Source organism: Bifidobacterium thermophilum (genome assembly GCF_002846655.1).
GTDB lineage: Bacteria > Actinomycetota > Actinomycetes > Actinomycetales > Bifidobacteriaceae > Bifidobacterium > Bifidobacterium thermophilum.
The window spans coordinates 256,538-270,354 of the sequence record NZ_PCGX01000010.1 but is presented as its reverse complement, the minus strand read 5'-3'; the positions used below and the strand labels follow the sequence as shown (position 1 = coordinate 270,354).

Sequence of the window (13,817 nt, the reverse complement as noted above, 5' to 3'; positions counted from 1 at the left end):
TGGAACGAGTGCGTGATGAAGGATGGTGGTCATGGACTGGCATGCATCGGTTTATGGGGGACGCGGCGGCAGCGGATACGACACGCCTCGCGATTTCGGCGGTGAATCCGGTTCTTCGTATGGTGCGCGCGACGAGGTTGTTCCTGAATCCAAGCTGAAACGGCGAGGGGGAGCCGCGTATTATCGTGCGTTCGATGTCCTTTCCAGCAATCGGATGCGTGATTTCACATGCACCTATACCGATGACGGCGAAACGCTTCACGCGACGGTCCACAGTACCGAAAACTTCTTGAGCGATTACGATGTCAGCACGCATATTGACGAGAATCGTTCAGATTTCACCGATTCTTCTTGTACCTGCCCCGCGTTCAGCAGATTCGGCGGCATCTGCAAGCATGTGCTGGCGTTGATCATTGCCTACAACGAAGATTCAGATTCGTTCACTGTAACAGGAGGCGGATCACAGCGGAGCGCTCGCCAGCGCCGCACCACGTCGCCGATGCTGGAACGGTTCATGTTCGACGAAGAGCGTCGTCAAGCCGATAACGCGAAAAACAGGCAGCTCGACCTGCTCAAACAGGTCAGCGCCGCGGAAAAGAACGGCGGAGTGCTTCCTGCTGTGCAAACCAGTCGTCATCTGCCGATTGGCAGCGTGCATTTGGAGCTTGTGTTCTCGAAATCATTGCGGATATCAGGCGGCACGATCCGTCTCAAACTCACCGTCCCCTCACTCAGACTCGGCTACGTCGTCAGCGGTATTCCCGAATTGCTGAGCGCTGTGCGGGAGCAGGAGTATGTCCAGTATGGGCAGAAACTTGCGTTCGTCCACACTCGCGACACCTTCGACGAACAATCGCGGAAGATGCTTGACATCCTTGATCGCGCGGTGCAGGTCAGGGAAAGTCTCAACGCGAGCATGTACTATCCGGCCACTCGTGTCGCTTCGGGCGGCGGATATCCGGTGGCTGACGACGAATTGGCGGAACTGCTTGGCTTGTTCGTCGATACCGGCGAATCCGTAGGGTTTGTCAGGAGCGGTTCGGCGTTCGCCAACGCGCGCGATATGCGCGTTGTGGATGCCGACCCTGATTTCGGACTGCGAATCACACCGGCTGCCGATGGCGGATACGCGATCACCCACACTGCCAGCGTGATTGCGGTGATTGACGGGCACCCCTCCTCGTATGTCATCGTCGGCTCCGCGATCGGGGCGGACCGTGAATGGTTCTCAGCCAACACGGATGGTCTGCCGATGATTTTCCGGTGTTCGTCGCAATTGGCTCGGCGCAAGCAGCTTGCCATCGCTTTGTGCGGGGAAGATCGCGAAATCGAACAGTATGTGAGTCCCCGGGATCTGAATGTATTCAGCCGAACCGTGCTTCCGCAGTTGACGGTCGGTGCGATTGACGGTGTGCCGGCCGGGCAGGAGTCGGATGATGGGCCGGTGGCCGAATCGAGCGACACCGCAGATTCTGTTGCGACGTCCGCTGATGATTCGAATAGCGAGACGGTGTCTGAGACGCCTCAGTCCGGCAATCCGAATGAGCTTGGGGCATCTGGCGTGTCCGGCAATCCGGCGAATGACTCGGACCGGGATCAGGATCAGGACCAGGACCAGCATCAGCGTCAGCCCCTGCGCGGCTTGATCGCTGATATTCCGGCGAAACTGCTGGCCACCATACAACAGCCGTGCAAGATCGAATTGTATTTCGACCGCGATCGCGATGGCATCACGTGTGATGCCCAAGCCAGGTATGGCGATCGCCGATTCCACATCTTCAACGGCAACGGCGCGCATGACGGCGTGGTGCGCGACACGGCGACCGAACGGCTTGTCGTGGAAGCGCTGCTGCATTATTTCCCGCGCCCGGACGGTCCGGTCGCGCGGTTGGCTGAAGATGACGACGAGGGCATCTACCGCCTGCTGACAGAAGGATTGCCAGTGTTGCGCGGTCTGGGAACCGTCTACTCGACACCGGCGTTCGACGGAGTGACATCCATGCCGTCTCCGGTCGTCAAAATCGGATTGTCCATGCGTTCCGATTTGGTGGAAATCTCGCCTATCGCCGATGAGGTCGATCCAAACGAAGTGCCGCAGCTGCTCAACAGCTACCATCAGCGCAAGCGATTCCATCGGCTGCGTGACGGCAGATTCGTCAACTTGGCGAGTATGGACACCAGCGAACTTGACACCGTTGCCGACGATTTGGGCATAGATCGGGATGAGTTCGCCGATGGAGCCGTGGACGTGCCCGCATTCCAGGCGTTCTATCTTGACGGGCAGGCCGATGATGACGATAAGGACGAGCGGTTCAGCCAGTATGTTGACAACCTCAAGATTATCGATCCGACCCGTTACGAAGTGCCTGACAGCTTGAAATCCGTGCTCCGCCCGTATCAGGTGGAGGGCTTCCGATGGCTCAACGCGGTGTGCGACAAGGGGTTCGGAGGTATTCTGGCGGATGAGATGGGTCTGGGCAAAACCGTGCAGATGCTCGCCATGCTGCTCAGCCGCTTGGATGAATCGCGTGAGCACGGGCCGAATCTGATCGTCTGCCCGGCGTCCTTGGTCTACAACTGGGTTGCGGAAGCGGAGAAATTCACTCCAGAACTCCATGTCGTCGCGCTGGCAGGAAGCAAAGATGAGCGTCAGGCGATTCTCGCCAGTGCGCGCAATTATGATTTGCTCGTCACATCATATGATTTGCTGCGGCGCGATGTCGATGATTATCGGGATATCACCTTCACATGTATGGCGTTGGATGAGGCGCAATACGTGAAAAATCATGCGACGAAATCCTCACAGGCGGTTCGCGCGATCCAAGCCAAACACCGGTTTGCGCTTACCGGCACGCCGATTGAGAACCGGCTGTCCGAATTGTGGAGCATCTTCGATTTCCTCATGCCGGGGATGCTGGGTAGTTACAAGCATTTCCGCGGTCGTTTTGAAATGCCGATTCTCAGCGGCGACGCCATCGTGCAGCGCAGGCTTCAGGTGTTCGTAGGTCCGTTTATTTTGCGGCGTCTGAAGAAAGATGTGCTCGGCGACTTGCCTGACAAGATTGAGAATGTCATCACTGTCCAGCTGGAGGGCGAACAGCGCAAACTGTATGCTGCGCTTGAGCAGCGGTTGCGCGCTTCCATCAACCGGGATGCCGATTTCGATTCCGGTGCCGGGAAAATCAAGGTGCTCGCCCAGCTGACCCGCTTGCGGCAGATCTGCTGTGATCCGCGGCTCGTGTACGAGAATGCGGGGAAGAAATCCGCCAAGCTTGACGCCATTGAGGAGCTGGTGGAGTCGTGCCGTGATGCGGGTCGTAAGATGCTGATCTTCTCGCAGTTCACCAGCTATCTGCATCTGATCGGCAAGCGGCTGCGCAAGAACGATATTGACTATGACGTGATTACCGGCGCGACCCCGAAGAAGAAGCGGCTTGAACTGGTCAACCAGTTCAACAAGGATGACACTCCGGTGTTCTTGATTTCGCTGAAAGCCGGCAACACCGGTCTCAATCTGACTGGTGCTTGCGTGGTGGTGCATGCTGACCCATGGTGGAATGCGGCTGCGCAGAATCAGGCGACCGATCGTGCGCATCGCATCGGGCAGACGCAGGATGTGAATGTGTATCAGATCGTGGCGAAGGACACGATTGAGGAGCGTATTCTCAACTTGCAGCACACGAAGTCCGATCTTGCGGCGAAATTCGTGGACGATGCCTCGACGACCGGTGGTAGTGCCATCAGCCGGCTCACCAAGGACGATCTGCTCGCGTTGCTCGGGTGAGTTGCCAGGCGGTCGGTCGGTGGCCGGTCGGGCGATGGTCGGGCGAGAACGCCGTTGCGGACGGCGACCGTATTGCGCTGCGAATCGCGCAAGTATCACGCGGCGCCCGAGCTGACGATATGCCAAGTTGCGAATCGGGCAGGGGCGCAAGGACAGTCACTTGCCGCCATGCGGGCGCGGAACGGTGTGGATTTTTCCGGTGAAGTTGGTCGAAGTGATTTGCCAGACGGTGACGCTTGCCATCTGCTGCGCGGTGAACGGCACGTGATCCATGCCGGCTTGCTTGCTCATCAGGGCTTGCATGGCTGTGATTTTCTCATCCAGATTCGTTATCACCGATGCCATACCCGTACCGACAATCGAGCGGAAGGACGCTGACCAGTTGCAAGGTGTGCGGCCTTCATGCACCTGATGGTCGCAGTCAAGCTCAAAGGCGACCGGAAGCGCGTTGCCGGCTGCACTGATGGCGTCGATTTTTCGTCCCTCGTGCGATGAATGCAGGAAGATGCGCAACTCACCGAAATCCGGTGGCAACGGTGTGCCGTCCGCTGACACGTTGACCGGAAGATCGTCTTCGGGGTGTGCAAACCGAGCGAGGCTGAAATCATAGCCGAAATTCATCGGCACGATGGTCAACCCTTCGGCATCCTGGTAGGCGATACGAACGACTTCGCACGCGTCAAGAATATCCTTGATTTGCTGCGGGGAGCGTACTTCGCGATCGGCTCGGCGCATCGGACGATGCACTCCGGGGGCCGTCGAGGCATGTACATGCGGCGCGCGGCGTAAAGAGCCGGATGGCGGTAATGGCGTCCTGAGTGGGGCGGGCGCGGCATCCTGCGGTGTTGGCGTGTGTCGTGGCGGCTGAAGAGCAGAATCGGTCATGAAATCCTCACAGTATGGTGATGCGGTGGCATACGAGTTGCATTCGGTACGGGACGCGCATCCAGGCGGTTGTTACAGTGCAGTATAGAACGTAGGGCGCCTCGCGACGTGATATGCCGCAATGATTGAACGCCCCAGGGCATGAAGTCGGTTCTCGTTTTCAATGATTCTCAATGCGCTGGTATCGGATGGTGCGACGCCCGACGGAATCCGACGGAATAGTGAACATTGCGCGGGATGACGGCAATCGTGCTGGTAGATGGGCATGGTGATGTTGGCCGGCATATGCCGCAGGGGCGCACGATGGTGCAATGACGGGCGAATCCCGGAACGCAGGGGCGGCGCAACTCGATGATGGGGGCGAAACTCGTGCACGTATGTCCCGGTGGCTGAGGTAGGGTGGCTGGGCAACCTAGGGGAGCTGCGGCGGGGCCGTGGCTGAGAGTGCGCAAGGCGCAGACCCTGTGAACCTGTCCGGGCAATACCGGCGAAGGAAAGGAACAGCCATGACGGCATTATCGTCTGCTCATTCGAATCATATTGCTGAAGCGACAATCGCATCACACGTCGCCCAAACCGGTGCGTCCGGTGCATCTGGTGCATCCGGTGTGCCTGGTGAAACGTCTGGATCTGCGGCAAAGCATGTCCCGCTCGCACCGGCCAGCGCAAGCGGTGATTACGCTTTTCTCGGTGCGACGCCCGGCAGTGTGGCTGACGCGTTCTACATGTCGGCCGCCGAGGATTGGCGGGCGGCGATTAATTCGCGGTTTGTCAACGAACTGTTGGATGACACGTTGCCGGACAGTGTGCTCATCAGCTATCTGATTCAGGATTTCACGTTCTTCACGCAGCCGACGTTGGAACGGTTGACCGCGCAGGCGCCGACGCAGGAGATTCGGGACATGCTCAACCAGCAGGCCGAGTTCTTCGCCGATCAGGAGAAGCCGTATTTCCTGCGGTTCCTTGAGGAATACGGGGTAGACGAGCGGCATCAGGCGAGCGTGCCACAAACCCCGGCGAACCGCGAATATTGCGCGTATCTCGACCAGATTGCCGCGACCGGCAGTTTCGCTCAACTCTTGTGCCTGATGTGCGCGATGGAATGGCTGTACCTGGCCTGGGCCAAGCGCACGGTGGATGCGGGTGTCGTCCAGCAGGTGCCGGCGCACCGCGGCTGGGTGGAGCTGCACGAAGGCGATCTGTTCCGCCGCTGGGTGGGCAATCTCATCGAGCTGGTGAACCGGTATGCGAGCGTCGACGGCCCGGAAGCCGCCGTATTCCCCGAAGTCGCACGGCTCGAGCGCGCGTTCTTCGAGGATTCGTATGCGTATGCGGTGGGGGAGCCAGAAGGAGAGCGGGAAAGCTGACGTCACGAACGCGTGCTGGCTGCCCTTGACGCGTTGGCGGCGGATGAAGATCCGCTGGCGACTGTTGATAATCCTCTGATCAGGAGATAACCCGAGCAGTTTAATCACGCAGGTGGCCGCTCGACTTATCTGAAAGCATATGGGGGGCGGCTCCCGCGAGGATTGGAATCCCGCTGCCGCGTAATTTCAATCACCACAGGAGCCGTTGCCACAACTCAATTCAGGCTGTACAGCTGGGCGATTTTATCGGCAAACCAAGCACTCCGGCGCTTGATGTCATCAGCGGTCCATGTCGTTTTCGACTCGAGTGTCTCGCCGTTCTCGACATCCGGTATGGACACGTTGATTTTCAGCGGCATCGCCAGACCTGTGATATCGCTGCTGGTCGGATCCTTGTACCGCTTCTTCTCGTCGAAGGTTCGTTGCCCCAGTTCGCTGTTGTATGGGGTGAGCGTGAGATTGCCGATCAGGTGGACGCATTCCGCTTGGATTTCCTTGGCTTGGTCTGGATTGTCCGGGCTGATCGCGTTGTTCCACGTATCAGGTAGGTTACCTTCCGGCAGGATGTGTTCGATGGACCAGCGACGTTGTTTGGTGCTGTTCTTGACGAAATCGTCAAAGGTGTCCGGGCGCGCTTTGCTGACGATACCTTCGCCCGGCAGGCGTCGTTCGAGGTCGATCAGGACAAAGCGCGTTGTCGCCTTGTTCTTGTCGTAGATGCCTTGCGTGCACAGGGTTGTACGGAGCACATTGTCGTCGACACTGATGGCGTTCAATCCTTGGATATCGCCTTCACCGTTACGAATGAGATTCAGTGCCGCGATTCCGGTGTACTTGTGTTGCTTGAGTTCGCGGGTCAGACGGATGATGCGGGCTCTGATATTAGAGGATTTTGGCACCAGTGTGATGTTTCGCCGCACGTAGAAGGCGATGAGATAGTCGAGAATCTGTGGGAGTGCATCTCCGAGCTCGAGGCCGGGATCTCCAAGCAGCTCCATCAACAGCGGGTACGACTGGGTCGATTCGAGTTGAACCAGCGCCTTCAGCCGCTTGGCGATGGTCTGGTCGTGATGCTCATGCTCGGGCAGACACAGAATCTGGGCATAGATGCCTGCACGTTCTTGGAGAACTGACAGATAGTCGGAGCGTTTTTCACTGTAGTACTGGCGGATTCGGCTGCGGTAGAGTTTGAGCGCGCTGCTCTTGGTGATGGATCTGTTGTCTTCGCTTTCGAACGCGTCCCAATTGTTCAGGAGGAACTGGGTGGTGATGGTGGTATCCGGCTCGCCGTCGCGGCTGAGGGTTTCGGACAATGCTATCCACTGGTTGGTGGTTTCTTCTGCCTTGCGGTCGAGGTATTCGCCTGCGTCCGAAATGAATTCCGCCTTCAGCAGGTCGACTAGTGTCAGCGGCAGGCCTTTCGAGTTCATCGAGGAGAACACGTTGAACGCGTCGGTGACATCTGACACATGGATGCGCAAAATGGTGACCTTGAGCAGCTTCTCATAGAATTTGTCCAGCTCGCCGATGGTCGGGAATGCGTCGGCTCCGAACAGTTTGCGAATGTACCCATACCGTTTTGCGAACGCCGTGCGTCCGGTGCGTCCGGGTTCTTTTCTGTTGAGAACACGCAGGAGGCTGCGGTAGACGGTGTCATCCTCCTCGAGCAGGTGGAGTCGAGGTTCTAGGGCATCGTCTGAATTGTTGAAAATCAGACGGCGCTTGATATCTGACTGGATGGTTCCGGTCTTCATGATGTCGTCTCTTGACGTATTCTCGTCATTGGAAATCTCTTGAGCCCGCTGCCAGATGGCCAGCAAGAACAACGAGACTGTGGTCAGGCGCTGCTGACCGTCAATCACGTCATACGCATCCGGGATGTTCTTTCCCTGCTGCTCATGCGGGACCACCAGCAGATTGCCGACGTAGTAGTTCTCGTCCTCGTAGCGGATATCGGCGAACAGCTGGTCGATCTGGTCGGTTTTCCAGCAATATCGATGCTTGAATGGAGGAATATACAGCTGTACTGTTCCTGCAATCGGGAGTGTTTCGTTGATCGGTTCTTGGTGTGCTTGAATGTCCATGGTCGTCCCCTGTATCCAAAGCCGTGGGCTTGTCCGGTTGCTGTCATTAGGTCATCTAATTGATGACCTAATGATCAATGATCCAGAAGATCTGGACAGAAACAGACAATCTGATTGATTTCTTTGAGCTGATCGGCGTGTTGGGGAATTGCCTGAACAACTGCTTGATGATGGAGCCTGTTTGGCGAGTGTTGGCTAACGGCAACCCGCCGACATGGTGAAAGCAACCAGAATGACAGCGTGCTGCCGTGCCATCGACGATGTTGCTGATTTGGCCCGTCGGGCGTGTTCGCCGGTTACACTGTAAACAATCGTCTCGTTATCAGGGGGGGTATACAGTGTCGTCGATGTTTGATGTATTGAGTCAACACACGCCGCAGAAGCATTATCCGAATCGGCGCGTCTTCTCGTCCATTGACGAGTTGCGAGAGAGACTGCGTGCGGCCGAGGGAAAGCCGATAAGGGAAATTGACGGCACCGGTCGTACGGTCAAGAAGAAGAACAAGGGAGGCCAAGGGGAGGCTCTTGAGGAATCCGTTGCCCAATATCGAATAAACTCAGATCCGAATCCGGATTTACTGGTCGGGGGAATCCCATATGAGTTGAAGATGACTCCACTGCGCCATTATTCAAAGAAGAGTAAGAAGCCAAGGGATTTCGACCTGTACGCGAAAGAGCGGCTGGTCATCGATATCATCAATTACCTGAAACTTCCGGATGAACATTTCGATACGTCCACGTTTTGGCGAAAAGCCAAGAATATGGTGATTATCTATTACATCGATGACCGCAAAGACCTGCAGCTTGAACCGCGTAACCAATGCAAGATATACAAATCGGTCATACTGGATTATCGCGACCAAGAGCTGGCGACTATCCGTGAGGACTGGCAGTTCATCCATGACAAGGTAGCTGCAGGTTACGCCGATTTGCTCAGCGAGTCAGACACGAATTATCTGGCTGCATCCACGAAAGGCAGCACCGCCGCGACTTCCATACGACGGGCGCCGGCTCCGGAGGGGTCTGCCGAACGGTACATCAAAGCGAAACAGCGTGCCTTCTCGTATAAGGCATCGTATATGTCGATGGTCGCGAAACGGCTGCTGGGCACGAGTGACGGTGAACGTCTCCAGCTGTCTGCTGACGAATCGTTGAGCCAATTTGTCAGATCCCATGCGAACCAGTATGTGGGCCATACCTGTCGGGAAATCGTGAGCAATCTGGCCGAGTATCATCTGCCAAGCGTGAAGGCCAATCAGTACAAGCAGCGCATGGTATTGGCGATGCTCGGTGTCAAGAGCAAGAACGTCGATGCCGTGGAGCAGTTCAAAGCTGCTGGAGTTACCCAAGTCAAGGTGGTTGAACGGTTTAATGATGAGTTGCCGAAAGAGAGCATGTCCTTCCCGTATATCACCGAAGACCAGTGGAATGAGCTCGGCGACCCGACGGCTACATGGCACGACTCGTTCATGTACCGGTTCTTTGAAGACAATCGAATGTTGATATGCTCGCTTCGTAACCGGGGGACTCGGACTCACAAGCGCGATTTCATGGATGATACTTTCGAAGGCGCATTCCTGTGGAATATGCCCGAAGAGGACATTGAACGGTATATCCGGCCGGTTTGGGAGCGCGTGCATCAGTTGATGGTCGATAAGGTGCCGTTGCATTACGGGGAGCGGAGAGGTTCGAACCTACTGCCTGACTCGTCGTTCAATGGCGTATGCCACATTCGCCCGCATGGCGGTGACGGTGCCGACCGCATATTGCTGCCTAATGGGGAGAGCATAACCAAGCAGGCATTCTGGCTTGACAGGCGGTACGTGGCGAAGATTATTCACGAGCATCTCGGATAGTGCCCTCGGCGGTATCTCCTGGCATTGCGACCCCAGGAGATACCGTGAGTATCACAGGAACGGCAGCATGTTGAGTTGCTCAGCGAGATATGTTCCCTTGATCCAGATATCTTGGCGATACATATGAAGCCCATTGACGACGACTGTCTTGAACTGTGGGCGCGAATCGTTGCCGGACCCGCGGACGAACACCGTATGTTCGGCGGATTTCGGCCAGTTGGGCGCTTCGCTTGGCACGCCTGTCTTGTTAATGATGGGCGTGCCATCCTTGTGCCGCTTCGGGACAATACGCAATTCATGGTTGAAAACGAGTTCTCTCATGCGCTCCCAGACCGCCCTTACTTCGGTGTTGATGAAGTCATCGGAGAAGGTGAAACGCTTGAATCCAAGGAAGACATTCTCGGCGAATGGTGCTTCAAAACTTGGTTCCTCGAAGACGCTGCATAGGAGTTGGGCCTCGGAGAAATACGTGTAGAACGACGATTCCTCAAACCCGACTGACGGGTCTTGCAACTCATCGAAGTCCACGGGGAACAGTTTCATATCCTCTGTCCTGCCGCCTTTCTTGGTGAGTACGAGTGATTTCCCGTGTACGCCGAATTTGGCGAAGGTCTCCACCTTGCCCATCTTCTTGGCTGTGCCGCCGAACATACGAACGGTCACGGCTTCGCCGTCGCTTTTTGCGGGCCTGTTGTCGATTCCGAATATCCGGAAAAGCTCCTCAACGGTTTTCCCGCCATATAGGTCGGTGATTCGATGGCATTCGTGATCTAGCTCGCCAAGGCTGCGAATATCATCGGGAAGGTCATCGAACGTGATTCCGGCGTATTTGTTGTAGATTGCCGTCACAAACGCCGCTTTCAGGCGGAATCGCGGCTTGTTCGGCCACTTGGGTGAGGTGTCGATGACTGAGAGTCTCTGCCTATTCAGTTCGCTGCTGATACGCGGGTACTGGGTCTCTGGGTCTTCAGGATGTTCTGCGTTGATTTGTATGATGAAATCTCGCACGATTTCCCAGTCGTGTTTCAGCAGTTCCTTGTCTTCCCCGATAAAATCGACGAACTGGTACCCCAAGAGGGGGAAATCGCCGTAGTCGGCAGGAGAATTGGTTTTGTGAGCGTAAAGGTAGTACACGAAGAGGAGATGCCGGGCCTTCTCCCAGAATCCGGAATGCTCGAAATCCTCGTCGCATATGTTGTCGAGTTGTACTGCAGTGACTGATACTGGCTCCTTCGCCTTGTATCCACTGTCGCCGTTTGCCTTGCTCTTTTTGGACGTGACCAATCCGGTCGTCTTCAATTCGACGGGCGTCCCATCCACAAGCAAATCGGGTCTGCGGTCGCTGTCGGCGGGATACCCGAGAACGGATTGTTCAATGATGGCGCCGGCGTATCCCTTGTTGCGTTTGCCGTTAAGGACATGCTGTGTATCTACTTCCTGCAAAGTCTTGCCGATGCATTTCGAAAGTATCTGCTCCAACTGGGATCGTGTGAAAACGTGCCGCTCATCAAAGGCCATACAGGTATTGTATGCCGGCCATGCCATCTCAGCGGTTACTGATCATTGCGTCTCGGGTATATCCTGGGCTTGTGAGTGAGCGTAGCGCAGCATCGACGAGGCGGAACTGGTCGCTGGACGAGACCATGATGGCCTTCGCGCTGTACTACGTTCTGCCGGCTCGCGAATGCGATGATAAAGGTGCTGACGTGCGCAGGCTCGCCAATCGTCTCCATCGCACGCCATCGTCTGTGGCGCTGAAGATATGGAACATCGCAGCGCATGACCCAAACCGCGTGGGTTTGGGCAAAGTCGGTATGCGTCATGGCAGCAAGCTTGACGAGCAGGTGTGGGAAATGTATGCCGAATCGCGGGATACGTTTTTGGAACAATGTTTGCAGTTGCTGTTCCATACGTATGGATCAGCTGGCCTTGAGAACGACGATATTGTCGGCACACCTTCCGTGCTGGAAACGACGCATATGCTCATGACGGGCGGCGAGCGTGAGGCTACTGTTATGCAGCGGATTCACCAACAGTATTTCAGGAACCTGTTGGTTAAGAATTATCATGGCCGGTGCTGTATGACGGGCATTGGGATTGACCAGTTGCTGGTGGCGAGCCATATCAAACCGTGGAATGTGTCGGATGCGGTCGAAAAAACCGCTGCGGGCAACGGGCTGTTGCTGAATGCGTTCCATGACAAGGCGTTCGACCGCGGGTTCATCACGATTGACGATGACTATCGTGTCCATGTTGCGCATTCCGCGGTGCCTCATGACGAGGCAAATGACCGATGGCTGTATCGCTTCGAGGGAATGCGAATCGAGTTGCCCGAGACGGGCAGACCATCCCATCGGTTCATCGAATATCACAACAAGGAGATATTCCTCGACGCTGCATAACGGCACCGGTATGCGAACGCGTTGGCGGAACCGCGCCTACTCCCTCTTGTTGTTCCGTTCCGCTTCGTCCTGCGCGATGACTTTGCCGATTCGGTGGGGGATTTCGGTAACGAGGGCGTTGCCCATGCAAAACGCACGATGTCCGTCGGTCATACCGTCCGCGGTCCATCCCTTCGGGAAGCACTGGAGTTGGTCAAGCTCGTCGGGTACGAGACGGCGAAGCCTGCCATCCTGCAGCACGACATGCTTTGTTCGGCTCGCCCCGGCACCGCCTTCCCCGGTAAGGATGGTCCTGCTCGGTCGATCGAGGGGATCGGGGAACGCGACCGGTCCTTCGGAGTACGTGTATTGGTAGCCGGTCTTCGTAGTTCGCTGCTCGCGTTTACCGCCCTTGAGATACTGCCATGTCGGCAGGTGTGCCTCGTCAATCCAGTATTCTGCAGGCACTTGGTCGGCGGGCACAAGGTACTCGCCGAGTGTGTGGAACGGTCCGTCGTACACGGCGTCGGTCTTGACGGTGAGCACATGCCCATTGACCATGACACCTGCATTCTGGAACGGGCTGGTCTTCTCGCCCTTGCCGAAGGTTTGGGTCGCCTTGTACGGGTCAATGCCGATTGTAAATGTCCGAGATACGGCGTTCTTCTCCGCCGGCGTGACAGGGAACGAGCGCGCGAGCACGCCCGACTCGAACAGCCGGGTATGCAGCGCTTCCGCAGTCGTTTCCCGTTCAGCCCCATCCGCGTATTCGGCGTAGATATACACGCGGCGGCGGCGCTGGGGCATGCCGTATTCGGCGGCGTTAATCACATGCCATTCGACGTCGTAACCGAGACGGTTCAGGCAGGTCAGGATGATGGCGAAGTCACGGCCGCGCTGGCTGGCGGGAGATTTCAGCAGCCGGTCGACGTTTTCGAGCAGCACGAGACGAGGATGACGCATCTCCAGCAGCCGGTTGATACTCCACCACAGGACGCCCTTCTTCCCGTCGATGCCTGCGGCCATGGAAAGCGGCTTGGCGACGGAATAGTCCTGGCAGGGGAACCCGCCCACGAGCATGTCGAACTCGGGAATCTGCCGTGTCCCAGCCTCAACCTCGTCGAGGGTCTTGGCAATATCCTCGTTAACGATTGAGTCCTCGCCGAACCGGTGCGCGTAGCACCGCGCGGCGAACTGCTTGCTCTCCTGCCCGTTGGGCTCCCAGTTGTTCGCCCACACCGTCTGGAACGGGCCGGCGGAATCCTTGTGGAACTCGGGATGCTCCGGGTTGTCGTATCCGTCCAGGCCGAGGCGGAAGCCGCCCACGCCCGCGAACAGCTCGGCAATACGAATAGTCTTGTCCATCAGTTCCACGCTCCTGTTCCAGTCAGAGCAGCAATATTATGCTAATCCCCAGATTCGATCAACCTGGGAAAGTAAAGGGCGTGTTCTTATATAAG

9 protein-coding genes and 1 riboswitch are annotated in these 13,817 nt (G+C 56.7%); of the genes, 5 read left to right on the top strand and 4 right to left on the bottom strand.

Annotation, left to right across the window (positions count from 1 at the left end):
- The first annotated feature begins 31 nt into the window (after nt 1–31).
- Nucleotides 32–3,784, top strand: a complete 3,753-nt coding sequence (locus tag CQR48_RS06585) for a DEAD/DEAH box helicase (protein WP_101452547.1) — start codon at nt 32–34, stop codon at nt 3,782–3,784.
- 156 nt (nt 3,785–3,940) lie between these two features.
- Here CQR48_RS06585 and CQR48_RS06580 read toward each other — a convergent pair whose 3' ends face one another.
- A complete protein-coding gene (locus CQR48_RS06580) occupies nt 3,941–4,519 on the bottom strand; it encodes a pyridoxamine 5'-phosphate oxidase family protein (protein ID WP_101452407.1) in 579 nt (192 codons plus the stop codon).
- Between the two features lie 554 nt (nt 4,520–5,073).
- Nucleotides 5,074–5,182, top strand: a riboswitch (TPP riboswitch).
- Here CQR48_RS06580 and CQR48_RS06575 point away from each other — a divergent pair.
- Entirely contained in the window at nt 5,176–6,036 is an 861-nt protein-coding gene (locus CQR48_RS06575) for a TenA family protein (protein WP_101452406.1), read from the top strand. It overlaps the preceding riboswitch by 7 nt.
- 215 nt (nt 6,037–6,251) lie before the next feature.
- Here the strand turns inward: CQR48_RS06575 and CQR48_RS06570 are convergent, their stop codons facing one another.
- On the bottom strand, nt 6,252–8,120 hold the full coding sequence (locus tag CQR48_RS06570) for a DUF262 domain-containing protein (protein WP_101452405.1): 1,869 nt from the start codon (nt 8,118–8,120) through the stop codon (nt 6,252–6,254).
- Nucleotides 8,121–8,197: 77 nt separating this feature from the next.
- On the opposite strand from CQR48_RS06570, the gene CQR48_RS09170 reads away from it, so the two are divergent.
- Entirely contained in the window at nt 8,198–8,341 is a 144-nt protein-coding gene (locus CQR48_RS09170; RefSeq protein WP_160264769.1) for a hypothetical protein, read from the top strand.
- A gap of 126 nt (nt 8,342–8,467) precedes the next feature.
- Nucleotides 8,468–9,976, top strand: coding sequence for a Sau3AI family type II restriction endonuclease (locus CQR48_RS06565; protein WP_044288399.1), 1,509 nt, complete (start codon nt 8,468–8,470; stop codon nt 9,974–9,976).
- Between the two features lie 51 nt (nt 9,977–10,027).
- On the opposite strand, the gene CQR48_RS06560 is transcribed toward CQR48_RS06565, so the two are convergent.
- Nucleotides 10,028–11,494, bottom strand: coding sequence for a MutH/Sau3AI family endonuclease (locus tag CQR48_RS06560; RefSeq protein ID WP_101452546.1), 1,467 nt, complete (start codon nt 11,492–11,494; stop codon nt 10,028–10,030).
- Between the two features lie 71 nt (nt 11,495–11,565).
- On the opposite strand from CQR48_RS06560, the gene CQR48_RS06555 reads away from it, so the two are divergent.
- Nucleotides 11,566–12,378 (top strand): HNH endonuclease, encoded by an 813-nt coding sequence (locus CQR48_RS06555; RefSeq protein WP_244898959.1) that lies wholly within the window; start codon nt 11,566–11,568, stop codon nt 12,376–12,378.
- A 36-nt stretch (nt 12,379–12,414) separates the two neighbouring features.
- Here CQR48_RS06555 and dcm read toward each other — a convergent pair whose 3' ends face one another.
- Nucleotides 12,415–13,722, bottom strand: a complete 1,308-nt coding sequence (dcm, locus tag CQR48_RS06550; RefSeq protein WP_029575914.1) for a DNA (cytosine-5-)-methyltransferase — start codon at nt 13,720–13,722, stop codon at nt 12,415–12,417.
- Nucleotides 13,723–13,817: the final 95 nt, after the last annotated feature.